General features: G+C 45.5%; 21 protein-coding genes. 6 read left to right on the top strand and 15 right to left on the bottom strand.

Annotation, left to right across the window (positions count from 1 at the left end):
- Position 1: 1 nt before the first annotated feature.
- From icmH to tssB, 9 genes are read right to left on the bottom strand one after another with little or no spacing between them, the layout of a single operon-like run.
- A complete protein-coding gene (gene icmH, locus PSI22_RS03690) occupies positions 2-769 on the bottom strand; it encodes a type IVB secretion system protein IcmH/DotU (RefSeq protein ID WP_273578633.1) in 768 nt (255 codons plus the stop codon).
- 2 nt (positions 770-771) lie between these two features.
- Positions 772-2,124 carry a type VI secretion system baseplate subunit TssK gene (gene tssK, locus PSI22_RS03685; protein ID WP_273578632.1) on the bottom strand — a complete coding sequence of 451 codons (1,353 nt, stop codon included), beginning with the start codon at positions 2,122-2,124 and terminating at the stop codon, positions 772-774.
- 2 nt (positions 2,125-2,126) lie between these two features.
- A complete protein-coding gene (gene tssJ, locus PSI22_RS03680) occupies positions 2,127-2,681 on the bottom strand; it encodes a type VI secretion system lipoprotein TssJ (protein ID WP_038191591.1) in 555 nt (184 codons plus the stop codon).
- Positions 2,665-3,960 (bottom strand): type VI secretion system-associated FHA domain protein TagH, encoded by a 1,296-nt coding sequence (gene tagH / locus PSI22_RS03675; RefSeq protein ID WP_273578631.1) that lies wholly within the window; start codon positions 3,958-3,960, stop codon positions 2,665-2,667. Before tagH ends, tssJ begins: the two co-directional genes overlap by 17 nt.
- 5 nt (positions 3,961-3,965) lie before the next feature.
- Positions 3,966-5,018 carry a type VI secretion system baseplate subunit TssG gene (gene tssG, locus PSI22_RS03670; protein ID WP_273578630.1) on the bottom strand — a complete coding sequence of 351 codons (1,053 nt, stop codon included), beginning with the start codon at positions 5,016-5,018 and terminating at the stop codon, positions 3,966-3,968.
- Positions 4,982-6,814 carry a type VI secretion system baseplate subunit TssF gene (gene tssF, locus PSI22_RS03665; protein WP_273578629.1) on the bottom strand — a complete coding sequence of 611 codons (1,833 nt, stop codon included), beginning with the start codon at positions 6,812-6,814 and terminating at the stop codon, positions 4,982-4,984. Before tssF ends, tssG begins: the two co-directional genes overlap by 37 nt.
- On the bottom strand, positions 6,815-7,255 hold the full coding sequence (gene tssE, locus PSI22_RS03660; protein ID WP_273578628.1) for a type VI secretion system baseplate subunit TssE: 441 nt from the start codon (positions 7,253-7,255) through the stop codon (positions 6,815-6,817).
- 2 nt (positions 7,256-7,257) lie between these two features.
- Positions 7,258-8,736: a type VI secretion system contractile sheath large subunit gene (gene tssC / locus PSI22_RS03655; protein ID WP_273578627.1), complete on the bottom strand. Its 1,479-nt coding sequence runs from the start codon at positions 8,734-8,736 to the stop codon at positions 7,258-7,260.
- Between the two features lie 20 nt (positions 8,737-8,756).
- Positions 8,757-9,254, bottom strand: a complete 498-nt coding sequence (tssB, locus tag PSI22_RS03650; RefSeq protein WP_012986876.1) for a type VI secretion system contractile sheath small subunit — start codon at positions 9,252-9,254, stop codon at positions 8,757-8,759.
- A gap of 919 nt (positions 9,255-10,173) precedes the next feature.
- Here tssB and PSI22_RS03645 point away from each other — a divergent pair.
- The 5 genes from PSI22_RS03645 (at position 10,174) to PSI22_RS03625 (ending at position 18,957) form a co-directional block, all read left to right on the top strand.
- Positions 10,174-10,692 (top strand): Hcp family type VI secretion system effector, encoded by a 519-nt coding sequence (locus PSI22_RS03645; protein WP_012986874.1) that lies wholly within the window; start codon positions 10,174-10,176, stop codon positions 10,690-10,692.
- Between the two features lie 728 nt (positions 10,693-11,420).
- Positions 11,421-13,091, top strand: coding sequence for a ShlB/FhaC/HecB family hemolysin secretion/activation protein (locus PSI22_RS03640; protein ID WP_273578626.1), 1,671 nt, complete (start codon positions 11,421-11,423; stop codon positions 13,089-13,091).
- A 99-nt stretch (positions 13,092-13,190) separates the two neighbouring features.
- A complete protein-coding gene (locus PSI22_RS03635) occupies positions 13,191-17,627 on the top strand; it encodes a hemagglutinin repeat-containing protein (protein ID WP_273578625.1) in 4,437 nt (1,478 codons plus the stop codon).
- A 243-nt stretch (positions 17,628-17,870) separates the two neighbouring features.
- Positions 17,871-18,728 carry an inner membrane protein YhjD gene (gene yhjD / locus PSI22_RS03630; protein WP_273578624.1) on the top strand — a complete coding sequence of 286 codons (858 nt, stop codon included), beginning with the start codon at positions 17,871-17,873 and terminating at the stop codon, positions 18,726-18,728.
- 22 nt (positions 18,729-18,750) lie between these two features.
- A complete protein-coding gene (locus tag PSI22_RS03625) occupies positions 18,751-18,957 on the top strand; it encodes a 2-hydroxymuconate tautomerase family protein (RefSeq protein ID WP_012986869.1) in 207 nt (68 codons plus the stop codon).
- An 89-nt stretch (positions 18,958-19,046) separates the two neighbouring features.
- Here the strand turns inward: PSI22_RS03625 and PSI22_RS03620 are convergent, their stop codons facing one another.
- Positions 19,047-19,451, bottom strand: a complete 405-nt coding sequence (locus PSI22_RS03620) for a hypothetical protein (protein ID WP_273578623.1) — start codon at positions 19,449-19,451, stop codon at positions 19,047-19,049.
- Positions 19,448-20,797 carry an MFS transporter gene (locus PSI22_RS03615; RefSeq protein ID WP_273578622.1) on the bottom strand — a complete coding sequence of 450 codons (1,350 nt, stop codon included), beginning with the start codon at positions 20,795-20,797 and terminating at the stop codon, positions 19,448-19,450. Before PSI22_RS03615 ends, PSI22_RS03620 begins: the two co-directional genes overlap by 4 nt.
- A gap of 86 nt (positions 20,798-20,883) precedes the next feature.
- Here PSI22_RS03615 and PSI22_RS03610 point away from each other — a divergent pair, with 86 nt between their 5' ends.
- The gene (locus PSI22_RS03610) at positions 20,884-21,774 is read left to right on the top strand and encodes a LysR family transcriptional regulator (RefSeq protein WP_273578621.1); all 891 of its coding nucleotides are present in this window, start codon (positions 20,884-20,886) and stop codon (positions 21,772-21,774) included.
- A 123-nt stretch (positions 21,775-21,897) separates the two neighbouring features.
- Here the strand turns inward: PSI22_RS03610 and PSI22_RS03605 are convergent, their stop codons facing one another.
- From PSI22_RS03605 to PSI22_RS03590, 4 genes are all read right to left on the bottom strand, one after another.
- Complete coding sequence (locus tag PSI22_RS03605; RefSeq protein WP_273578620.1) at positions 21,898-22,317, bottom strand: type II toxin-antitoxin system VapC family toxin; 420 nt, start codon at positions 22,315-22,317, stop codon at positions 21,898-21,900.
- Entirely contained in the window at positions 22,317-22,571 is a 255-nt protein-coding gene (locus PSI22_RS03600; protein ID WP_273578619.1) for a FitA-like ribbon-helix-helix domain-containing protein, read from the bottom strand. The genes PSI22_RS03605 and PSI22_RS03600 overlap by 1 nt, the downstream gene beginning before the upstream one ends.
- A 99-nt stretch (positions 22,572-22,670) precedes the next feature.
- Positions 22,671-24,155 carry a M16 family metallopeptidase gene (locus PSI22_RS03595; protein WP_273578618.1) on the bottom strand — a complete coding sequence of 495 codons (1,485 nt, stop codon included), beginning with the start codon at positions 24,153-24,155 and terminating at the stop codon, positions 22,671-22,673.
- A 122-nt stretch (positions 24,156-24,277) separates the two neighbouring features.
- Positions 24,278-24,985 (bottom strand): HAMP domain-containing protein, encoded by a 708-nt coding sequence (locus PSI22_RS03590; RefSeq protein WP_273578643.1) that lies wholly within the window; start codon positions 24,983-24,985, stop codon positions 24,278-24,280.
- Between the last annotated feature and the right edge of the window lie 31 nt (positions 24,986-25,016).

Below are 25,016 nucleotides of genomic sequence, written 5' to 3'. Positions count from 1 at the left end.
CCTATCTCAATAAGTTACTTAGCTGCTTTAATATGTCTTGGGTCTGATCACCGAGGCGGATGGCATAGAAACTGTAAATGGCAACCAGCAAACCTACACTTATCCAAAACAGGTGCTTGATGGTCCAACGTCTGCTCAGGCGATAACGCTCATCACGCTCGTTGATATCGACATATAGCGTGGTCGGCGGAGCTTCTCCACGCAGTGAGTGAAGCTGTTGCTGCAAGCGACGGAACAGGCGATCAAAGTCATCGCTTTTCTGGGTGCTGACTTTGTAACGTCCGCGATAACCCAGACAGAGGCAGAGATAAATGAACTCCAGCAGGTGCTGGTAGCGCTGTGCCTCCCCCATCAGGCGTTCGAGCAATACAAAGACTTTTTCGCCTCCCCAGGTTTCATTGTGGAAGTGAACCAGCAACGATTGCTTCAACCAGCCATTCTGACTGTTCCAGCCGTGCCCCAACGCGGTTTCATCAATGAAGGTGCATAGTACGTAACGGAATGAAACAATCGCGCCGGGTTCATAACCCTTGGTTTGCAGAAACTGCTCAATGGCTCGAATGTCAGTAACAACCTGTTGGTAAAGCTTATCTGGCAGTGCCTGATCACTCATATCCTGCAAACGCAGAACCATCCCCAGTAAGGGGGTGGCCGCATCGATCATCGGGTTGAGGCTTTCACCACGCAACGGTAGCTGATACTGGCGCTGAAACGTTTTCAGCGTCTCAGACTTTTCCAGTGACGGACTGCCAACATTGATATCACTCATGATTATTCCTTACCGCCCCTGATAGCCCAGAGCTGCATATCTAAGTCAGGGAAATCCCCTGATACGTGGAATGCGATGGAATTCCCCTGCTGGATCTCTTTCCATGCCGGGCTCTTCTGATCCAGACGGAAATAGGTGTATCCAGAGTGATACGGCAACTGACGGGGAGCCGCGGACAATGCAATCAGTGGCACACCCGGTAACTGAACGCTGACCAGATCGCGGATTTTTTCCATCGAGGTGACTTTGGTTTGCTGCACAAACTGACGACGTAGCTGCTCCTGCGGCGTACTTGCACTGATAGCCAGTACGAATTCGGCTTTACGCAGCAGATCGTTGTCGTGGAGCGTTGCCACGCGGATACCGCCTTCGTTCTGTTTCAGGACAATTGACGTTGCACGCGGTGTCAAAACAACGTTCAGTGCATCACGAATGGCGTGCATCGCGTCCTGGAAGGTATCCGTCAGGTTATTGTGGTCATACGCCAGCACATTCCCCGGCAAGCGACTCGCATCGGTGAAGGTTCTCAGCTCACCGCAGGTCTGGAGCAGTTGGGTATATAAATGCAGCGGGTGCAGGACGGTTTGTTTTGCGTAATGGTTGAACAGCGGTTGCACGCGGTTCAACAATTGAAGCATCATGAACTCCGCGACATCCGCAACGCCCTGCTGACCCGGCGAACCAATACGTTTGGCCAGTGTTCTTGAGCGTTCAGTCAGCAGGCCGTCGATTTCCACCATAAAGCGTTTTAACTTGTCAGCGACAAAGATAGACAGACAGGTCGGAATAAATTCGCTATCCAGAATGATCGTGCCATCTTTCTGTTTTTCTTTGATGCGACACAGCGGAATCGCCGTGTAAGCACTCATATCTTCGGAGCCTTGCATCAGAACCGGCGTCAATTGCGCAAGGTTCAGGGCAAAGGAATCGCCGCCTTTGGTATGCAGGTCACGGACATCGCTCGGCAGTTCCCGATAACGTACTGCGCTTTGAATTTCCGCTTCTTTGTCAGCAATTTCCCGAATGGTATCGCTGGACATAGGCAATGCCAGATAGATGTCTTTGCTTTTCAGGTCATTGATGTTTTCGATATCCAGCGGTTTTGGCAGTAGATCTTGGCTGGGCGCAGAGAATATCGTGCCATCCTGCATGATGCCGCTGGCTTCGGTAATGCCGATGCGCCCTAAATTGAGCAGATCCTGATTGATGCTCAGAGAGCTGAAACCGTGACCATAAGCGGCCAACACCGATACGAGGCTATGAGCCAGATAATCATTGTGTTTTTGTTGTTGCTGAAAATGTTGTGGCTTGATGAACAATCCTTCGTGCCAAATCACCCGATTTTTGCCTGGCATGACTACTCCTCCTCTTTTCTAAGTTCGACGTCGTTATTTCTGACATGCACCAAGATGTTGTAATGGCGGCCGATGTCTTTTACTCGGATGATCTTTTTCCATTCAGATTGATTTGCATCTGCATAGTGAACGATGACACCGATGTAACGGTTATTCTTTTCCAATATCAGCGTTGACAGGGGCTTGTATTGCCCCGGCAATAGCGTGTAATCCTGATGATCGATATAATTTTTCCCCAGTGCCTTTTCGAGTTTGTCGCTTTCAAGTTGATCATAATCGGCAGCCAAAAAGCGCGAATCTTCACTGAGATAAACCAGATTCATTTCAACAGGAGCCGCTTCACCACTTTCATTGGGGTTGATGTTCGGTTCGGCCAATAACGTAATGTTGGCAACAGAAGCCTGTTCATCCGGTTTTCCTACCGGTGTGGAAGGGTCCCAGATCACTTGACCGACTTTCTTTGTTGCGTTCCATGCACCGCTACAACCATTCAGCAACATCGCTGACAACAATAAAATCCCTACAGCCCATACACGATGACTAGCGGAATGTTTCATTGCTGGAGTCCTCTAAGCCCTGACGCAGTGCGCGGTCATAAGCCTGCTCATACACCTCACGGAATAGCTTTTCGAACCCCTGCTGGCGGCTGGAAGCTAATTCACGGTAATAGTTGGTGTACATTTCCCACGCCCAGGCCGCGTCTTTATTCCTGACTTCGTTGCTGCGGCGGTAATGTGAGAAGCGACGGAGCAATTGATCAGGGGAGAAGGCTTCCAGCATGGTATCCAATGCTGCCGAAATGGCTTCCCGATTGGCCTGATAATGCAATTGCAGGTTATGCAGACTTTCCGAGACGGCGGCGGGTGCAGACAAGTGAACCGGGCTTTTCTGATCCGAGAACATCACCTGCATGGTGGTGTCATAATCCATATTCAGGCGCAGCGGGTTATCTTCGATGGGGCGCAGTTGTTTATCACGCAGCCCATGCTGTTCACGCTGGAGAGCCAGTAACCCTTCAATAGCGGCTTTCATGGTTTTGCCCATCTCTTGCAGAAAATCGTTAGCCTGCTGGCTGTCATGCAGAGGTAACTGTGCATCTAACCCACGCATGAGAGGGGTAATGGCAACATGATCAACATCCATATCTGCGTACTGCCGATCGGAAGTGATACCCGGTAAATCAAGGAACTCCTGATCCATAACACTGCCTCGGTTATCAGAAATAGGGTTAGCAAACGGGGGGGATTGGAAATGATCCGGCGGCAAAAGATGCTCGGTATCATCGGCTTCAACCTGCTGCTTCAGCGTGGTCAGGCTTTCGCTGTCGAGTACCCTGAGTGGGTCATCGCTGAAACTATGCTGGATCGTCGGAGCAATGCTGTTATCTTCGGCAAACACGGCTTTTTGTGCTACTACGCCCTCCATCATGGCATCCAGCGGGTTGCTGTAACTCGATACCAAGGATTCAGGTGATACCGTCGAGGGATCAACACGATCTGCGTCAGAGAAACTAATGTGGATCTTAATGGACAGATTACCCGCCTTGATCTGATCCCCCTGCTGCAAACGGATCAGACTTGACTGAGACGTTAATGCGGCATTGTTGATCTGCACGGGTTCTGCGAGTACTTGCAGGCAGAACGCGCCATCCCGCCACTGAACAGAGAATTGTGATGGATGAATATTTCCCTGCTGATCCTGCACAGACCACAGGTGACTTTCACTGCTACCGACCGTACCGCCCTGTGCCGAAAACAGGCAACTGGCGGATCTGCCACTTTCCAGTTGCTCACTGTTGAGAACCCGCAATGAAAGCGTTGGTTGTTGTTTTTCCATAGTCGTTATTCCATAACTGAAATTGTGACAAAGGGTTTCTTTTCCGGTTCGCCGAGAAAACTAGTCCACCCCAGATGGTTATTCTGCTGCGCCCCCAATACCATGCCGCTGACCTGATTTTCTGCCAGACCAAGGCGCAGTTCCCATGCAAATTGACTGCGCATGACGAAAGAAATAAACATCACCAATGGGGCATAATTCTTTCCATCCGGCAGGAATGACAGGAACCGATCACGGGTCAGATTATTGATGCTGAGAAGGAACTTCCCGCTGTAATCGCCGACCCATGAACCAATGGTGAAGTTCTGCCCCAGCACGGACAGTTCGGTATCCCCGATTTTTTGTCCTTTATTGGTTCCGCCCAGACGATTCTGCTGATCAAGTGGAATCGTGACCTTTCTGAATTGCCAGCCGTGAAGGGTGACATCCTGTAAATCAAAACAGTGGGAAACTAAACTGCATATCACTTCCGGCGAGCGGCCGGGGCTTGCCAGCAGCCCTGCATAGGCCAGCATTTTGCTGTGATTGATGTTCAGCATCCGGCGGTTAACATCGCTCCCCAGACCCACAAGGGAAAACATCCGCTGAGAAAAGTGATCATCTCCCCCCTTCTTGAAGCAGATGTAATAGCGGTATTTCCGCCAGATCTGATGCAGAAGCGTGATTAAGCGATGGTTAAACAGGTTGAGAAAATCCGTCAGCCGGTTTTCGTTCTGCGCTTCTTCCCAAGCCAGCGAATCGAGATAGTAACCCGGCATCGGGGACTGACTGCCATGCAGCCCCATAAAGGAAACTTCCAGCTCAAAATAACCCCGTCTGGTCTGCGAGAGTGAAATCACGTCACGAGTCGGAAATGCCAGACTGGCACTGGCCCTGAAACGAACAGATTCACGATCAGGACGATCTGTCTCTCCCGTTTTTTCCCACGCTACCGCCAGCTGGTTGAGCAGTTCAACCAACTGATAAAAGTTGTACTGTGAGATGTCCAATGCCAAGGGTGTGGCAGGATCTTGCTCAGTGATTACATCAATGAGTGTTGACCTATCTGTACCGGCCATTCATAACATTCCTGATTATCTAAATTGATTACCTTCAACATATGAAAAGCGTTGACGCTGGCATACAGTGAGAAAAACCGTGACAAAATTGTACTGAACAGATAAAGCTCGCCTTCTGAGCTGAATGCCTGTTGCCGGATATACAGTGTGGAGCGCAGGCCGCGAACGGGCTGCCCACGGAACAGGCGATCTGTCGGCTCTGTCTCGATCTTTTCAATGGCATCGAGCCGTTTCTGCGATGACCGCTTGGACTGTCGGTTGTGGATGCTGGGGAAATCGTAGGTACGCAGTACCTGCTTCAGCGCGTCCTTATCCAGCAATGACATATAGTTCAGCGACATGTTTGACAGCAGCGACCAGTGCAAACCGCCATCCAGCAGAGGATAAAGCGGCACTGACGGGCGTGTGATATTGCGGAATGTCGCAAATGTCGGGCTGCCGATGGATGGGTAATTAATGTCTCCAACACGGAGCTGCAACGGCAATTCACGGTTAGTACACGTCAAACTGATAGAAACATTTTCTTTTAGTTTGAGTCTAAGCAGATCCGATTCATCTCCTCGTACAAATGAGATGAAATGTTCCAGCCCCCTGCGGAAAGGCGATTCTTTCACCCGAAGGCGGTAATAACGCATTGAGCGTTCATCTTCGTCATCTATCTGGTGATTGAAACTTTCGAACGGTGTATAGACCCGTTCACCAATACGTGCCCGACTGCGTTCACCATTTTCACCCGTCAACCAGCTTTCAACGCCATCGACGGAAAAAATATCGTAGTTATCGGGGAGGCTATAACTGGCCTTCAATGGATATTCAGTCTGACTACCATTGAGTTCAATGGCTTCACTGTCCATCGGGAACAGGTTGATGGCCGGTGTACAGTGCAGACGGAAAGTATCATGCCGAATCTTGGCTTCTGGTGGTAATGCCTGAGAAAAATGTAAATTCAGTTTGAAATCTTTAGTCTTGAGATCTTCAGGCAATTTTGGAAAACCTTTCACATCAAAAAACAGGAAGCTTTCCGCGAAGCAGAAATATTCCTGCAAAATGCGATATCCCATGTAAGCGTTTTTGGGGTACGGCAACAAGGCATCTTCCCGTTCAAACCCAACTGGCACAAAATCAAAATCCGGCAGTGGGATCACCATATCGCCAACCACCAGTTCTGCTTTTCTGAAGTAATAACAGAGCCAGAAGTAGAGCTGAGAAGTGGTATAGTCATCGCCGCTCAGGTAAAAACGCAGTTTGTCCAGTTCCAGTTCATGCAGGTTCAGTTCAGTTTTCGACGCAAAATTCAGGCCGATGATGCCTTGTTCATTACTGTTATTGACGGAAATGTCTTGGATGGAGAGAGGGAAAAGCCAGACATCACGACACAGCGTAAAAGTACAGCGATCTTGTTCGTCTCTTTTACCCGACGATTTTTCGTTCGAATAAATATCATCATGAGTTGACAGCGTGTTACTCATAATCTGCGTGCCACGCTTGACCGGTGTCGCTTTCGTTACGACGCTCTCATCAGGCGTATACTCGATGATAGTCATGCTAGGCGTTGGACGCAGGTAATTAGGCCAAAGCATATTGAGCAGGCCGTGAGTCAGTTCGGGGAACTGATCATCAATCTTTGCCCGCAGGTTGCCAGTCAGGAATGCAAAACCTTCAAGCAAACGCTCAACGTCGGGGTCAGAACCTTGTTCAGACAGAAATGCGGCAAGATGAGGACGTTCAACTGCGGCTTCTTTCCCCAGTTGTCGCAGATAGTTCAACTCATCTCTGAAATATTTTTCAAATGACATTTATTGAGTTCGCTCCAGGCAATAGCGCCGGTTGTTATCCAACTGAATGCTAAATTCCACAACATCGTTGATATCATCCAACAAGATTTCAGCGCTGATGTGAAAGCTCAGCAGCAACGGATCTGAATCATCATTGATGGCGCTGACGGAAACCGCTGATATTCTGGGCTCATAATTTCTGATGCACTCTTCTATCGCCCACTCGATACTTTGCTTGAAATCCACCGACGTCGCCGTCGCGTCATTGAGATCAATGACACCCAGATCAATCGCACTCTGACAGGCACCAGGACGAGAATTCAGCACTTCCTTCAGATGCTTCTTTATAGAATCAAGCAGTGAACGCATCCTTGACTGACGGGAAGAGCCGGAGCCCTTCCCTTGAATGCGCTCGAACAGACTGGCAGAGCTACCCCTATTCCAACTGTACAGCGCAGCCATAATTATTCCTTATCCAAACGTCCAACCAGTGACAGTTCGAAGCTTGCACCCATGTATTTAAAGTGTGGGCGAACTTGCATAGCCACCTGATACCAACCTGGATCGCCTTCAACATCCAGTACCTTGATTTCAGCTGCACGCAGCGGACGACGGCTACGAACATCAGTTGGCGGGTTTTCCTGATCAGCAATGTACTGTTTCAGCCACATATTCAGTTCACGCTCCAGATCCTGACGCTCTTTCCAAGAGCCGATCTGTTCACGCTGCAACACTTTGATGTAGTGAGCCAGACGGTTGATGATGAACATGTATGGAAGCTGCGTACCCAACTTGTAGTTGGTTTCCGCAATCTTACCTTCACGGGTATTCGGGAAAACTTTTGGCTTCTGAACTGAGTTTGCAGAGAAGAATGCGGCGTTATCGCTGCCTTTACGCATGGTCAGTGTAATAAAGCCTTCTTCTGCCAGTTCGAATTCACGACGGTCAGTGATCAGAACTTCAGTTGGGATCTTAGCCTGCACCTGACCCATTGCTTCATACAGATGCACAGGCAGATCGCTCACCGTACCGCCGCTCTGTGGACCGATGATGTTTGGACACCAGCGGTATTTAGCAAAGCTGTCTGTCAGACAACTCGCCATCAGATAAGCTGTGTTACCCCACAGGAAGTGCTCGTGGTCACGGCTGACATTTTCCTGATAGTTGAAGTTTTTGATTGGATTTTCAACGCTGGAATAAGGCAGACGCAACAGGAAACGGGGTGCTGTCAGACCCAGATAGCGAGAATCTTCAGATTCGCGCAGTGCACGCCATTTAGTATGTGAAGGGCCTTCGAAGACGGACTTCAGATCTTTGATGGCTGGCAGGTCGGTAAAGCTGTTAACACCAAAGAACTCAGGTGAAACAGAAGAAAGGAATGGTGAGTGAGCCATTGCACCGACAGCACTGACGTATTGCATCAGTTTGATGTCAGGTGAGGAATTGGTGAATGCATAGTTACCGATGACGGCAGCAACAGGTTCACCACCGAACTGACCGTAGCCTGTAGAGTAGACGTGTTTGTAGAAACCAGACTGAATGATTTCAGGCGAAAATTCAAAATCTTCCAGCATTTCATCTTTAGTAGCATGAATGATGTTGATTTTGATGTTTTCACGGAAATCAGTGCGATCCACCAGAATTTTTAGTGAACGCCATGAGGATTCCAGCTCCTGAAACGGCTTCGCGTGCATGATTTCATCCATCTGCTCACTCAGCTTTTTATCAAGCTCAACGATCATTTTATCAACGACGAGTTTGTTGATCGGTTCTTCGTTAGCGCCTGTGTCCAGGATACTGCTGATAAACGCGGCGACACCTTGTTTTGCGATATAGTAGCCGTCATTTTCTGGTGTGATCCTTGCCTGAGACATAATTTCATCAAGCAGGGAGGTCGTTGCGCCAGAAGCAAGAGCGGTGCTGTTTTCTTCGTGCTGAGCCATTTAAAAATTCCTTTAACCAGTTATTTTTTATTGACGATTTCAAGTTCTTTCAGGAGTTGCTCACGAACGGATTCATCATCCAGCAGCGACTGCAAGCGAGTACGAAATGCAGGAATATTTCCCAAAGGGCCTTTTAGTGCAACCAATGCCTCACGCAGTTCCAGGAGTTTATTCAACTCAGGCACTTTTTTTGCGATATTATCCGGTGAAAAATCACTCAGTGATTTAATTTCCAGATTCACAGGCATATCTTCTTCATTTTTTTCATCAAGGCGATTAGGGACGTTAAAAGTCAGGTTGATGTTCGCCTCATTCATTACAGCATTGAAGTTGTTCTTATTGACTGAAACTGTTTGCCGTTCTTCAATTGGCGTATCTTCCTTCTTTCCTTTCAAGTCACCGACAACCAGAAGATTCAGCGGTAATTCGACTTCTGCGGTCTGGTCACCCGTATTAGGAACATACTTAATATTAATTCTTTCTTTCGGAGCTACGCTACCTGGACTATTCTTACTCATATTTTAATCCTTTGGCTAATACAACCATGAACTGTCTAACAACCCATTATTGGTGAGAGAATTATTCTAATTTTACCCATATAACAAATACAAAATATCTCCCTAAAAAAATAGGCTAAGAAAAACAATCGTATTTGTCAGGCACGGATGGACTTTATATCTTCTTATATATAAACACTCAGAAATATCCTATCCAATCGTGGAGGTAACATCGATATGAAAAATCGTCAAGCCCGAGTTTGACATTTTATTTTTTTGATGTAAAGCCTAAACACAAATTGATAACTCCCTCTATTCCAGCTTTTAATATCCCTATGTCAATCTGTAGGAAATTATAAGCGTTTTTTTCTCCTAAAAATAGATAAATATTTGGTTTTACGCTCTGCATGAGTATGCAGACCAATTGCCTATCAATTGTATAAAAAGTAATATTTTTTATTTTTATTAGAATAAAATACAACCAATGATTCATGAATCATAATTACCATCAATAACAATATTTATTTTATTTAGATTAATTATTCGACATTGCAATCCGAATTAATCGAATTTTTTGATCCAGTTAACATTTTTCAAATGATCATGAAAAACATTTCATTAAAAAATAAAAAATAGATAAATATCAATCGATTATATTTAATCAAAAAACCAAGCTTATTTATTAACCAGATAAATAGGTTTGTTTTTTATAAAAACTCAGCTATAAATTTCACAACGGCAATGATTATAAAATTTTTATTTGTCATTGAATTAGAGCTTGCCTTGCAATTTGCAAATTACTTTGCATTACACGATTTCAGCTTTATTATTCGCTCCGAGTGTTCGGCGGCGATAGTTTTATTTAATTATAGAATGAAACAATCACGCACGGAATGAACACTTACACTTATATATTAGTAAAATTTTATAGGATATTCATATGCCAACTCCATGTTATATTTCCATCAATGGGAAAACTCAGGGCAATATTACTGCTGGTGCATTCACTGCTGAATCAGTAGGTAATATCTTCGTTCAAGGTCACGAAGACGAAATGCTGGTTCAAGAATTTGACCACATTGTCACTGTCCCAACTGATCCACAATCAGGTCAGCCTTCTGGTCAGCGTGCGCATAAACCATTCCGCTTCACCGTTGCATTGAATAAAGCGGTTCCTCTGCTTTACAACGCACTGGCTTCTGGCGAAATGTTACCTACTGTTGAATTGAAATGGTACCGTACTTCAATCGAAGGTAAACAAGAGCATTTCTTCACGACCAAACTTGAAGATGCAACTATTGTTGACATTGATTGCAAAATGCCACACTGCCAAGATCCATCAAAAGCAGAATTCACTCAATTAATTCGTGTGTCTCTTTCTTATCGTAAGATTAATTGGGAACACACTACAGCAGGTACTTCTGGTTCTGATGACTGGCGCGCGCCAATTGTTGCTTAATATCTTATTAATTAAGTATTAAGTAATAACCATTCAGCCAATGAATACTATTCATTGGCTGAATAAATAAATGACTTATTATTTCCCCCATCAATTCCTTTTAATTCTTCCTTTTCTTTTTCATATTTGTTTCTTTGATTTTTTCTAAATGTCAGATTTTTATATAGTGATTATTTTTATGCTGAACAGAGATGCATAAATACATGATTACATATGTAACCAATCTGACTGATGCTACCGTGTTGATATTGCCTTACGGTAGCACTCACTTTTGCATGACGATTTATTAAACAAGATCGCCCCAAAACTGCCTATAAAATCCTGACCTCAAATTTTACTAAAATCCACGCCGAATTCATTGATTATGATGATAGGTCAACGCCTTCCCCTAACCTGCAATCAAAGTGACATAAGTAAAATTTTTAAATTAAAAATACAGGGTAATAAAAGAACTTTGTTGTTTTATCGCTATCCTACTGAAATTTTCATTAAGCACGAATTACATTTGACTTAACCCTTAACAATAAGATAGGACATAACCAAAACGAGTCATAATAAATCATTAAGATAAATATATAACTACAAACCATAAGTTTGGGCAAAATATATACATTAATCAGAGCAAAATAAAATATTTTCTATGCTTTAATATTTAATTAACAAACCATATTTAAACCTAATCTAACACTGTACGTTTTCGGATCAACCATTGTCATTTGGGTATTCCCATGATTAAAAAGACGGCAATTTTTATCTTATTATGTACCGCCCTTCAGGTAAAAGCGTCACCTGAAGAACTCAATGTCATATTACCGACAGATGAGACAAGAAGGACTTTACAAGACAGTTCAAGGGAAATAGACCAGTTAATTGAACAACGCCGTCACCAAGGATTAATCAATCGTTCCGATGCCCTTTCGCCACAGACTGTCTCTCCAGTACTGGTAGAAGCACCAGCATGTCTGGATATCAGCGGCGTTTATCTCCAAGGCATTACGCTGCTGACTCTGACAGATCTGAATACACTCAGCGCATTGCCTAACAACTGTATTACCAGCAATGACATCAATAAACTGTCAGCAGAAATCACTAACCTTTATATTGCCAAGGGCTATATTACGGCGCGGGTGCAATTTATCCCTCCCAGCCATCATGGGGAATTGGGAATTAATGTTGTCGAAGGTTTTATCGAGGCCATTGAAGGTGGTAATCGCTGGATCAATAGCCAGATGCTGTTTCCTCATCTGACGAATAAACCACTGAATCTTGATCAGCTTGACCAAGGGCTGGATCAGGCGAATCGTCTGCAATCAAATAAAACAACGCTCGATATCTTACCCGGTACGGTCAGTGGCGGCTCAGTTATCAGGCTGAGTAACCAGCATTCCACCCCGTGGAGAATATCTGCGACAACCGATAACTACGGGCAAAAAAGCACAGGTAAATGGATAAGCCGGCTGAATGCCAGCATTGATAGCCCATTGGGGTTGTCCGACTTTATCAGTCTCAGCGGCATCAGTACCGTCGATAACCCCGACACCCAATATAATCGGGCTGCTACTCTGTTCTATTCACTTCCTTACGGTGCTGCGACTTTCAGCGGTTTTACCAGCTATTCCCGATATATCAGCCATCCAAAGCTACAGAAAAATGTGTACAAACTACATGGGAATTCACAGCAGTCGGGTATGCGTATGGATTGGGTATTCCACCGCAATCAATCGCAAATCTCGACGTTGAATACCCAGCTTGTTTACAAGAATTTCAACAACTATTTCGATAGCGCCAAACTCAGTCACAGCAGTCAAACATTAACCGTGTTTTCACTGGGAATAAGCCACTTACAAATCATTGCGAATGGCCTTATCACTTTTGACACGGGCATTGAACAGGGAACACCGTGGTTCAGTGCTCAAACCTCAACAGACAACTTGAATAAGCAATTTACCAAAGGAAAGTTATCCGTAAATTTACAGCAGCGCTTCAGGCTATTTGATATGTCCTACCGGCTCAATAACCAATTTTATACCCAGTACAGCCCAAACGGACTGCCCGGTGTTGAGTGGCTCAATATCACCGACCGCAATGCAGTACGAGGATTCAGTAAAAATACGTTATCCGGTGATAACGGCTGGTATCTGAGAAATACCTTATCCCACTCAATACCGATACTCAAAGGTTCGCTTGACCTGCGGGCGGGAGTGGATGTCGGACGGGTTAAAGGCTATCGCAGTCAGGATGGCTGGCAAAGTAGTGCTGGATTAAGTACTGGCTTGACATTGCGCTATCAGCGCCTGCTTGCCGATGTCGAGGTCAGTCGAAGCAAATTATTATCCCATAAAAATAGAGACAAGGATGAGTCCATACAACTGTTAACACGCGTTTCTTACACCTTTTAATTTTTGTAGCAATTAGCATTTTTTAACCGTAGTCAACTTGGGGTTTTACTCTCAGGGGGCTGCACATGGCAATAAAAGAAAGTCAATAGAGGTAATAATATGCAAGAGAAAAAGTTCAAGCTATCTCCTACGGGAAAGCTTGCCGTATCCATGGCAATTATTCTGACAACCTGTTCAGTCAGTTTTGCCAACGGTATTACTCCCGGAGGTGATGCAGAACACCGCCCTGATGTCATCCTGGCGGATACAGGGGCTACGGTAGTCAATATCGTGGCACCTTCTGACTCAGGGCTATCACATAACCAATATGAGGATTTCAACGTCAATCAGATGGGTGCGGTATTAAATAACTCATTGATCGAGGGATCATCAGAATTAGCCGGCCATTTATCTGCTAACAGCAATCTGAATGGGCAGGCAGCCAGTGTGATTTTAAATGAAGTCATCAGCCGTAACCCTTCATTCTTGCTCGGCCAACAAGAAATTTTCGGGATAGCCGCCGATTATGTGCTGGCCAACCCCAATGGTATCACCTGCAACGGCTGCGGTTTTATCAATACCAATCAGGCCTCTCTGGTCGTCGGTAATCCGTTAGTTGAAAATGGCGTCCTGCAAGGGTTCAATACTTTTAACAACCAAAATGCGCTGAGTATCAAAAACAATGGCTTGTCACATACTGATGTTCTGAACTTTATTGCCCCCAAAATTGATAGTCATGGTCGGGAGATCACCGCCAAAACGATCAATATCACGACAGGTAATAACCAGATTTCAGCCGATGGGAAAATTCTGGCATCACAGCAAACGGACGTTGGTGTGCTCGACAGCTATTACCTCGGCAGTATGCAGGCCGGACGCATTCGTCTGCTGAATACCACAGAAGGAAGCGGCGTCAATCTGCAAGGTAAGATGACAGCCAGTGACAGTATTGATATTAAGTCTTACGGTGATGTGAAGTTGCAGGCCGCTGACCTGAAAGGCGGAGATATCACATTGCAAGGCAACAATGTTCTGTCTCAAGGACGCCTCAATCAATCCTCATCAGACAAAACAGACAGTGACAACCACCAAAGCAGTTTCAGTGGTCTTTATGCCCAACAAAAGCAAATCAGTGAATCCATTGCCCGTACCCAATTAGAAGGCAAAAATATTACGCTGGTGGCCAAGCAAAATAACCGCGTTATGGCGACCGATATTGTAGGGGATAATGTCACGCTGACGGGTGCTGATCTGAAACTGGATGGACAGCAACTCCACCAGTTTACCAGCAACACCAAAAATAAATGGAAATTATCCTGGCAGTACGATGTCACCAAAGAAAGTGACAAATATCATCATGAAGGCAATACCATCAAGGCGCATGAAAATGTCCATCTGACGGCCAGCGAAGGTAATGCAGAAGTGCTTGGCAGTAAAATCAGCGCCGGCAATCAACTATCCGTATCCGCCAAGAAAGATGTGAAACTGGCGGGTCTGCTGGAATCGGAAGTGACAGCCGAGAAAGGCTATAAGAAGAACCACACTGCTGCTTTGCAGACCGGAAACTGGAACAAAAACCATACTGCCCAGAGAAGCATCGGCAGTGAATTGAATGCGGGGGGAGATTTAGGCATCAATGCAGGGGCAAATGCTGAAATTATCGGTTCTCAGGTCAATTCCGGCAAAAACCTGATTGTTTCTGCTGGTCAGCAGGCGAAAGTCACGGTTCAATCTCTTGTTGATAATCAAAGCATTGCCAAGAATAAGAAATACTGGGGCGGCATTGCGGGCGGCAGCGACAAAGATAACCTCAATAAAGAGGAAACTCATCATACCTCTGATATCAAAGCGGACGGACATTTGCTGCTGTCGGGAATGAATGGCGTCACTATTACCGGCAGTAAAGTGAAAGCACAACAGGGAGCTTATGTTGAAGCGAATGATGGGCAATTGATCATTGATAATGCGGTTAACAACTCCTATAAGAAAGTGAATGAAAGAACCGGTACGATCTTTAACATCACCAAAAATTCGAACCAAGAACACAATACACAGCAGACCACGTCTAGCAGTCAGATGGTTTCCGATGCCGACCTGAAATTACTCAGCAATAAAGATATCAATATCATTGGTAGTCTGGTGAAAAGTGCGGGTGAACTGCAAGTGAATACATCAGGCAACATCAATGTACTAGCTTATGGTGAGCAGAATAGCCATCATCAGGAAAAAACCAATCTAAACTGGCAATATTACGCCCGTGAAGCAGAAGACAAACAGTACCGTGTCGGTATCGGCCTTGAGCACACGCATGATGGCCAGAAAACCAATGTCACGACGCAACATCCATCAGAATTGAACGGTGGCAACCTCGCCGTAAATGCAAGCGAAAATGTCACCATCACAGGCTCCAAATTAGTGACGACACAAGGTGATGCCAAAGTCACAGGGAACAATATCAACTTACTCACCGGGGAAAACAGGACATCAACCGAGAACTCACAGGTAAAAGGCCGTGGCGGTCTGTTTTTGACCGGTGGTATGGATAGGCTCGGTGGTGGTATTGAAGGTGGTTACGCAAGTCATGGCCAATCCCAAAACCAAACCACTGCTGTGGTGTCAAAAACTCAAGTCACCGGCAATCTTGAATTGAATGCGATGGGAGAGTTAAAACAGCAAGGCACTCAGCATCAGGTCAATGGTGCTTACCAGGCCAATGCCGGTAGCATCAAAAATCTGGCAACAGAAAATACGGAATCAAACTCCACCAATCAGTTGCAGGTGGACGGTGAAATCAGTGGTTCAGCCGATTACAGTGCAACGACTCGCCCGGCAGAAAAAACAGCCAAAGCGGTCACTGAGAATAAATTGGATACTTCCATTTCCAAAATTGGCTTACCGAATGCCGGCCTTGAGTTAGCGGCCAAAGGCAGCAGCCATTATACCGGCAATAGCCAGTCAAACGCAGTCGTCACTTCAATCCAGGCGGGTAACGTCAAAGTCACCACTAACGGTGATGTTTACGATCAAGGAACCCAATATCAGGCCAATAAAGGCGACGTGTCACTGACAGCCGGTAGTCATACCAGTGAAGCCGCCTACAATCGTAAAGATAGCCATTCTTCTGACACCACAGGCAACGCCCGCCTGCGCGTTTACACCTCAACCGGCAGTGATATTTCCGTTAATGGCAAAGGTGATGGCCGCTATCAGGCAACCTCCAACAATAATGCTAATGCCGTAACCAGCGGGATCCAGGCACAAAACGGTATTGATATCCGGGTGACCAGAGACGCCCGTTACCAAGGCACCTCCATGAATGCTGGCAGTGGCGGCACAAACATCAATGCGAAAGAAAATATCCAGTTCGATCAAGCCACCAACCGCAACGAGCAAAACCGTACAGGTCACAATGGAGAAATTTCTCTAACCGTGGGAACCAACCCAGATGGTAAGAATTTCAGTGCCAGCGCTGGCGGTGGTTATAACACTGACCAGCAGAACAGCACTACGGCTCAAACCAGTACCCTCACAGGTGGACAGGGCGTAAACCTGAATGCAGGCAATAATCTGGCACTGAAGGGTTCTGATGTCTCTGGTAAGCAAGTCGATTTAACCGCACAACGCGGAAAAATTGAACTGACTTCCGCCCAGGACACCGTTAACAACAATGGTTGGCATGTTGGTCTCAAGGGCAAAGGGGGTATGTCCAGCAAGGCCCGTAACAATGAAAGCGGGGATAGTGCAGGAGGTAGCAATGCTGCAACTGATAATTCCACTGACAGTAGTGAGGCTGGCAACAAAATCATCGATAGCAAATATAACATTGGTGGTGAAGTGAAATTCGGTGTCAATCGTCTGGATACAATGACATACCATAACGGCCATGTGTCCGGTGGTAACGTCACGCTGACCAGCGGTGGCGATACGTCACTCAAAGGCACCAATGTTACGGCCGATCGCGTGACAGGCAATGTCGGCGGCAACCTCAATGTTGAAAGCCTTAAAGACAGCACGCATAGCCTGAATGTCGGTCTGGATGCTGGCTTGGGTTACAGCAAAACCGTCAAAGGGGACGCTGAAACGACATCTCCTGCACCAGCCGCCGATAGCAACTCCGCAACTGAAACCGCAGCAGCGGATGATGCGAAAGCACCAAGCCTGAAAGACCAACTGACCGCCGCTTTCAAAGGTTACAGCGGTAAACTGAAAGGCAATTACGATACGCTAGACAGAGAAGCCGTTGGTGAGCAGTCAACCCTGACCGGTACTCACGGCATTAATCTGGATGTTGCAGGAAAAACCTATTTAGTCGGCGGTAAAATTGACAGTGCACAAGGGACGGTATCAGTGAATACCCAGCAGATTGGACATCAGTCTGTGACTGGATACGATAAGGGTAGAAATCTCGGTGTTAATCTACCAGATTCCATGGTAGGTCTTGCCGGTGCTGCACAAAAAGATATTTTTTCCGGAAAAATTCCTTTCGTAAAAAATGAGAGCCACGATACAGAAATTCCTACTACCCACAGTGGGATCAAAGGCCATCAATTAGATTAATCAGCATTTATTCGATTGATCCTCAGTACGGTAGCCCATCATGCGGCTACCGTATTTTTATTTCTATATCCTTTATTTATCCTTTCTTACTGCCTATTCAATCGCCCTCTTATCAACAGCGACAGACATGCCCGTATTTGTTGCCTTTTCTGTTTTGCCTGTTACTCTTTTTCCACATACCCATTTAGCGCATAGCGCTAACATAATGAGTACACCAGGCAAAACCAGATTTAAGGGGATGTAATGCCAAGAGATTTTGTTCCATTTATTGCCCATTTGATTCGGGCTGCCCAGCGCTTCAATGATCGGATGGGAAGCCAGTTCGGTGCCGCCATTACTTATTTTTCATTTCTATCTCTCATCCCAATCTTGATGCTCTCTTTTGCCATCGCCGGTTTTGTACTGGCATCCAATCCTGATCTGCTGACAAGGTTGATCAATGGTATTGCTAACAGCATCAGTGACCCGTCGTTGGCTAACACGCTGAAAAACAGTGTTGATACCGCAGTGAATCAAAGAACCACGGTTGGATTGACGGGTCTGGCAATCGCACTCTATTCGGGCGTGAACTGGGTAGGCAACTTACGCGAAGCCATCCTCGCCCAATCCCGTGATGTCTGGGAACGTCATCATGCAGAAAAAGAAAAAATCTACTCTCAGTATATCCGCGATTTTTTCTCCCTATTCGGTCTGCTGTTCGCATTGGTGATAACGCTTTCGCTGACGTCTATCGCCGGATCTGCTCAGGCAATCCTCGTTCATGCCCTTGGATTAGAAGGCATTGAATGGCTGCGCCCTGCATGGACACTGATAGGCATGACGATTTCCATTTCTGCCAATTATTTGCTATTCCTGTGGATATTGTGGATCTTGCCCCGGCATCAACCTGAGCGGAAAGCGCTGTTTCAGGGCACCTTAATGGCCGCTATTGGGTTTGAGATCATTAAATATATTATGACGATCATGCTGCCAAGACTTGCCAGTTCACCTTCTGGCGCCGCCTTCGGCTCGGTCATTGGCTTGATGGCATTTTTCTATTTCTTTGCCCGTCTAACGCTGTTTTGTGCTGCGTGGATCGCCACGGCAGAGAAAACATCATAACAAACCAAAAAAGGAGTCATGTATGCCATTTGTAAACATCAGAATCACCCGCGAAGGCGCGACTGCCGAGCAGAAGAAACAATTGATTGAAGGTGCAACCCAGCTGCTGGTGGATGTACTGGGTAAAAACCCGGCGACGACGTTTGTCATTATTGATGAAGTTGAAACGGATAACTGGGGCATTGGCGGCAAAAGTGTAACTGAAGTCAGAGCTGCGGCGAAAAAATAGCCGATGATTAATGGATAGTTTATCAATACAAAGGGCGGGTTTGATCGCCCTTTTTTAGAGAGTTTTACTCATTTGGTACTGTGTCATGTTTAAACCACAATCGGGGTTTCATGAAGGTAACGCCATAATGCATTTCCCTCTTTAAATTCAATGATGACAACAGACCAACGTGCTTGTTTTATGTCATTCATGCAATGTGTTTCCCTGTATTGACATACCACCGTATCGCCAGTATTAACGAGTGTCTTAATAGAATCGATTTCAATCTTTAAACTGGGTTTATGACCTATATTCTGATGAAACAACTCACTGACCTGAACAAAAAAAGCAGTATGTCCACGGGTTGTAATCATGCTGAATTCAGGGCTGAAGCAAGAAAGCAGATTTTCCAGAGACGCAGCGCCTTTTTGCTGATCATGGGTAAATACGTCTTCTATCCATTGGTGAAGTTCCATGATGCTTTGATGCGCAATTAATTCTCTTGCGTTGTTCATACAGTCTCCCGACTCTTAGCCAGTTGGCGCAATTTTAACAGGGGCAATAAACCTGAAATTGCTGCAATAATAAAGGTGAGATGGTAAGCCGTTGCCGGAGTGGTTTTATGCTGCAATACATTAAAAATCATGGCAAAAATAGTGGCACCAATACTAAAACATATCTGGCGATTGAGATTCCAGATCGTGCTGGCACGGGATAAATCTTCGCCTTCAAAATCCAGCATCGCCGTAGTTTGCGCGGTATTTGCGCCTATCCCCCCACCGATTCCCATCAAAAGGTATGCCATAATCAGAAGAGGCTGATCCTGAGGGGTATTTACAGTAGCGAGTATGGCAATTCCTGCGGCATGTAAAACAAGACCGGTAAAAAACAAACGTACCGACCCCAACTGGTTATATATTCGGCCACAGACTAATATCGCACAGAAGGAACCGGCTGCATAAAAAAGCATCAGCAATCCGGCTTTCTCCGCAGACCAATTCAGTTCTTGTTGTAGATAGAAGATATTGAGCAGGTTCACTCCGGTAAATACACCGGGTACAGCGTAATAGACCCATATTGAAAAACGCATCTGGATGTTGGTCAGAATGTTTAAATCGAGTACCGGATTATTGATGCGGCGGTAATGGCGAACATAAAGTAAAGCAAACAATACTCCTGCGATAACCAATATGTAAGGCACTACTTTAGTGCTTGCTTCAGCATAGAGCGATAAACCAAGCAAAAGAGAAGCCAGCGACAAACTTACCAAAAATAGACCGCTCAAATCAGGTTTAGCGGCCGTTGTTTTTTCCGTTTTAATCCAGAGAAATGCCAACAGCGCTGCGATAAGACTAAAAGGAATATTGCTGAAAAACACCCAATGCCAAGAGAAATGATCTACGATTATCCCCCCCACTCCCGGAGAGACTGCCGGGGCGATTAATGCGACCGCCATGATAATCGTTGAAATCTTTGCTCTTTCATGTTTTTTAAACAGGCTCAAAGTCAGGGCCTGCCCGACAGGAATCAACAATCCTCCTCCGAGACCCTGTACAAAACGGAATAGTGCCAGACTGAGAAAATGCGTCGCCATACCCGCAAAAAACGCGGCTATTGAAAAAATCAACATGGATGCAATCATGATTTGGCGGGTGCCAAACCGACTTGCCAACCAGTTACTTATAGGAATAATGAGAGTTAATCCCAATATGTAACTATTCGCAACCCAGGTTACCGTTGATTCCGAAACTGACAAATTACGTGCGATATCCGGTAAGGCTATAGCTGACATAAAAATGTTGATGCAGTCTATAAAAAAACCAACCAGAAAAATTATTGCAATACGATAACGATAAGTCATTATGCCCTCCACTGCGGAGTTTAGGCTTTCTTGACCCGTTAAGACTATGAATATAAATTGAACATTCCGTTTAGCTGTAATTAACTATGATGAATAACCAATTAAACCGGATTCAAACCTTTATCGCTGTAGTGGATTGTGGATCATTCACACGGGCAGCAGAACGGCTGTTGATCAGCAAAGCAATGACCAGTATCCACGTTAAGCGGCTGGAAGAGTCATTAAACGTACCGTTATTGATTCGTAATTCCAGAGGAATTGCGCTGACGGAAGCAGGTCAGCTTCTTTACAATGAATTTAGTGAAATCTTTATTAATATTCAGTCCAGCTTAGATAATGTGGCTGAACAATATCTTTCACTTTCTGGCACCTTACGTATCACATCAACAATCGAGTTCGGTGATCGGTTTCTTCTTCCTCTGATTGGCGAGTTCTGTAAAATACATCCACAACTTAATATCAGCTATAACGCTGGCTCTGCTCTTAATGACCTTATTTCAGACAGGCTGGATTTAGCCATTAGGTTGGGGGTATTGCGAGATTCTTCTCTTAAAAGCCGTAAAATTGCTGACTATAAAATTTATCTGGTGGCATCACCTGACTGGCTTGAAAAAAATAAACTGGAATCAGTCAATGATCTCAGGGGCGTTGATTGGATTGCCAACAGTAATTTGCAAACACCGACCCACTGGGAATTAAGTCACCTCACCTTACCGTCAATTGATATACGTGCTAAAGCCAGATTCAACACCAACTCTTCGACATCAATAAAAACAATGACTATTGCAGGGTTTGGTGTGGCTGTCTTACCGGAATGGATGATAGAAACCGAGCTGAAATCAGGCAATCTAGTACGACTGTTTCCTGAGTATTCACTGCCAAAACAGCCTGTAACAATCGTATTCCCGAATGGACACAAGATTCAGCGTAAATGCAGAATGTTTATTGATTATCTGGTAGAAAAGATCAAGTTATGATGTTTAGATTGCTATCAATTCAGGAAGAATGATCATGAAGATCTAATAATGGAAAATAAACCCCGTTATTTTAAACGAGGTTTGGCCGCAAACTAAGAGTAAACTCGCCCTCTGATTTTTCGGCTAACTTTCCCAAGGATTAATCACGTCTACGTCAGCCGCCTTGAACGGACTGACATCTCGCGTCGCAACCATCATGCCATTCGCAATAGCGGTTGCAGCGATATATCCATCAGCCTTGCTAATTGCCAAACCTAGGGTTCGGGCTTTTGCCATCAGCTCACCATAAGACTGTGACGCTAACATATCGAATGGTAGTAGACGTCCAGCAAATAAAGGCAGAACCCGACTTTCTAAACTCTTCTGCAAATTATCTCGTCGTTTCCCTGGAGGAAGTGAAGCCATACCAAAGCGCAACTCTGCTAAAGTTATTGTCGACAAATATAGGGTTTCAATCGGTTGAGAGTCGAGCCATTCAATGACATGGGGTTCAGAAACTTGGCGCAGTGTCTCCGAAATTACGTTGGTATCCAGTACAATCATTAATCAAAACTCACTGGTTTAGCCGGCGTTTTGTCACGCACCTGCTCGATAGCAGTAAATTCTTCATCGGACAATTTAGCCTGGCGACCAATCTCAGCCAGCATCGAACCCAATTTGATCCGGCCATCAGCCTTTACTGATTCTTCCAGAATGGCACGTACTTCAGCTTCAGTGCTGCGGCCGTGCAGGGTAGCACGCATCCGTAAAGCTCGATGCACTTCATCCGGAATATTCCTGACAGTCATCATTGCCATATTTCATTACCTCATATTGCATTGAGTGAATTCATTATATGCAAATGAAATCAGTATCACAAGGTCAAATAACAACCAAACTGTTGTAAAAACCTGAGGCTACTCCGCCCCTTTTTTGACATCAGCAGCTGGCTTGGTATCAATGGCTGGCGTTTCCGGCACGGGACCCGGCCGCATAATCTGGTTAAAACTGTTTCTAAGCTGATTCACATTAACGGCCGTTTCATCTTTTGGCTGCACCAGAATAAAGGAGATATCCTGAGACAACATCTCTTTCAGTTTTTTGTTCAAAAGCGGTGGTGTCAGAGAAGATAAAAACGTCTGCCTTAAGCGCTGGAATTGCTCCGGTGCAATATCTATCACATTATTCTGCTGTGAAATTAATCGCTGGTTAATCAATAGATCGGTATTTGTGCGGGCATAGACCGCAAAGAGCTGTTGCAGTTGAAGCCGTTTCTGAGCATACAATTCATCAAATTGCTCTTGTGGCAGACCATTTTCACGCAATGATGCCAGTTCAGAAGCCAGATAAAGTGTCGATTCTGTCAGCTTGTCCGAAGAAGTATCCATATTCAAGAAACAATTTGCCCGCTGGTACAATATGCGACAATCCAGATCTAACTTCATACCAACCTGCTTTTCTTCCCGCCCCAGTTGCAGGTAGCGATAAAGCGCTTCACGAGCCAAATCGTTTAGCCAATATTGAAACAGGGTCTGCGAATCGTTAATCGGTTGCCAGTTCAGGTTCCAGACTAAAGACAGCCGATCTTGTTGAGCTTTATCACTGACTACGCCAAGTGTTTCTGATTTCAGCGGCAACAACGTCGCAACGGCTACCGGAGTCTGCCGTTTTCCTTTCAATGGCGAAAACGCCTGATTAATGCGCTCTGACAGGATCCGGCTGTCAACATGACCAGCAACATACAGCGTCATCGCATCTGGCGTGTACCATTGCCGATAAAATGCTTCAACTTTTTTGACATCCACAGGCACTGATACGCTCGCACCCGGATCATGATCGAGCAATGTCGAGCCTTGCAGCCGCATCCGCCACACAGGATCTTGTATATCTGCGGGTAAAGTCGCGACGGAATGATCGGTCGCTTTCATGGCCTGTGCCAAAGTCTCCGGCGTAAAAACCGCGCCACCCGCAATATCCGACAGCCATACCAGCGCATCTTTCAGTAAATCAGGGCGGTTATTCGGCAGGCTGAGGCTATAGAGCGTGAAATCATATGAAACAATGGCAGGAGGAAGGGGATTTTTGCTATCAATCGCGTTGCGCCACAGATTTTCCAGTTTTTGCGATGACAAATCTTTGCTGCTGAACAATACGACTTTGGGAATAAGGTAGGTGTAGCCTTGTTGTTGCGTTTTCTCTGCCAATGAACCGGTTTTCACGATTAAACGCAATTGTATCCTGTCATTGGGCCGTTGTGGAGTTTGCAGGGCTTGCCAACTGAACCCATTTTCGAGTTTACCTTGTTGCCAAGCCGGATCAGGCTGTAAGGTCTCTGCCTGTGCTAAGTAAGACGTAGCCAGAATGGCGCCACCAATAAGATACCCGATTTTCTTGCCCTGCATTCTCACTTACCCCTACCTATTCAGTTTTATCCTTGTTATCCCTGGCTTCACCTGCCACGGTTTAACTATTCATGCCAAACCATTAATGCCCAGATAGATTATCTCTACTAATCAACAAGGCTTCATTTTAATCGCAGTTTCTGCTTATCAATCTGACGATTATAGCCTTTAACCAGCAGCCCCAATTCATCATCCTGATGATTTTTGGGACAAGGTATGGGCGCAGTCGGCTGTTCTTCATTCAATGCACGCGCAACATCGCGCAGTGGATGGATGATAATGCGATTCACGCACCAGCTTATCGCCACCGTAAGAATAAGTGCGAGTAGTAAATAGGTGGTCAACATTAATGCAAGTGTATTCAAGGCAAATCGGTACACTCGGTTAGAATCGACCTGCAAGATCAGGTATCCCTGTGACGCTTCGGTTTGCGGGGTAATACCATAAATATGCAAAGGGATCTGTACCTCAACGGGAATACCAAAAACCTGCTTTGCCAATTCGGGTATAGGGCGATAAGTCGCGAAATCCAAGCTCATCACCCGAGCATTATCCGGTGATACCACATCAGCCCGCCCCAGAATGCCTGATGTCTTTAACCCAATCAACAGCGTTTTCGCTTTATTGAGATCTGAATTCAGCAGCGCTTCTGCCAGAGGAACTTGAATCTGTGCAGCCGCATTATTGAGTTGACTGATATAATCATCTTTCCGCTGCTGTAACAGGTGTGATAACTGGATAGTAATGAAAATGGCAATAGTTATCAAAGCGACTCCTGTCACTGCGGCCATTTGTTTAATAGTTAATGAACGTTTGACACGCAATTTCATCTTATCCAAACCAATACCTGCAAAAAATACG

Origin of the sequence: Xenorhabdus aichiensis (assembly GCF_028598775.1) — a bacterium.
GTDB lineage: Bacteria > Pseudomonadota > Gammaproteobacteria > Enterobacterales > Enterobacteriaceae > Xenorhabdus > Xenorhabdus bovienii.
This window is presented reverse-complemented; position numbering and strand designations above follow the sequence as displayed.

Bases quoted from the DNA above. Each gene is read 5' to 3' on its own strand.
- icmH (WP_273578633.1), bottom strand. From the start codon at position 769: ATGAGTGATATCAATGTTGGCAGTCCGTCACTGGAAAAGTCTGAGACG.
- tssK (WP_273578632.1), bottom strand. From the start codon at position 2,124: ATGCCAGGCAAAAATCGGGTGATTTGGCACGAAGGATTGTTCATCAAG.
- tssJ (WP_038191591.1), bottom strand. From the start codon at position 2,681: ATGAAACATTCCGCTAGTCATCGTGTATGGGCTGTAGGGATTTTATTG.
- tagH (WP_273578631.1), bottom strand. From the start codon at position 3,960: ATGGAAAAACAACAACCAACGCTTTCATTGCGGGTTCTCAACAGTGAG.
- tssG (WP_273578630.1), bottom strand. From the start codon at position 5,018: ATGGCCGGTACAGATAGGTCAACACTCATTGATGTAATCACTGAGCAA.
- tssF (WP_273578629.1), bottom strand. From the start codon at position 6,814: ATGTCATTTGAAAAATATTTCAGAGATGAGTTGAACTATCTGCGACAA.
- tssE (WP_273578628.1), bottom strand. From the start codon at position 7,255: ATGGCTGCGCTGTACAGTTGGAATAGGGGTAGCTCTGCCAGTCTGTTC.
- tssC (WP_273578627.1), bottom strand. From the start codon at position 8,736: ATGGCTCAGCACGAAGAAAACAGCACCGCTCTTGCTTCTGGCGCAACG.
- tssB (WP_012986876.1), bottom strand. From the start codon at position 9,254: ATGAGTAAGAATAGTCCAGGTAGCGTAGCTCCGAAAGAAAGAATTAAT.
- PSI22_RS03645 (WP_012986874.1), top strand. From the start codon at position 10,174: ATGCCAACTCCATGTTATATTTCCATCAATGGGAAAACTCAGGGCAAT.
- PSI22_RS03640 (WP_273578626.1), top strand. From the start codon at position 11,421: ATGATTAAAAAGACGGCAATTTTTATCTTATTATGTACCGCCCTTCAG.
- PSI22_RS03635 (WP_273578625.1), top strand. From the start codon at position 13,191: ATGCAAGAGAAAAAGTTCAAGCTATCTCCTACGGGAAAGCTTGCCGTA.
- yhjD (WP_273578624.1), top strand. From the start codon at position 17,871: ATGCCAAGAGATTTTGTTCCATTTATTGCCCATTTGATTCGGGCTGCC.
- PSI22_RS03625 (WP_012986869.1), top strand. From the start codon at position 18,751: ATGCCATTTGTAAACATCAGAATCACCCGCGAAGGCGCGACTGCCGAG.
- PSI22_RS03620 (WP_273578623.1), bottom strand. From the start codon at position 19,451: ATGAACAACGCAAGAGAATTAATTGCGCATCAAAGCATCATGGAACTT.
- PSI22_RS03615 (WP_273578622.1), bottom strand. From the start codon at position 20,797: ATGACTTATCGTTATCGTATTGCAATAATTTTTCTGGTTGGTTTTTTT.
- PSI22_RS03610 (WP_273578621.1), top strand. From the start codon at position 20,884: ATGATGAATAACCAATTAAACCGGATTCAAACCTTTATCGCTGTAGTG.
- PSI22_RS03605 (WP_273578620.1), bottom strand. From the start codon at position 22,317: ATGATTGTACTGGATACCAACGTAATTTCGGAGACACTGCGCCAAGTT.
- PSI22_RS03600 (WP_273578619.1), bottom strand. From the start codon at position 22,571: ATGGCAATGATGACTGTCAGGAATATTCCGGATGAAGTGCATCGAGCT.
- PSI22_RS03595 (WP_273578618.1), bottom strand. From the start codon at position 24,155: ATGCAGGGCAAGAAAATCGGGTATCTTATTGGTGGCGCCATTCTGGCT.
- PSI22_RS03590 (WP_273578643.1), bottom strand. From the start codon at position 24,985: ATGAAATTGCGTGTCAAACGTTCATTAACTATTAAACAAATGGCCGCA.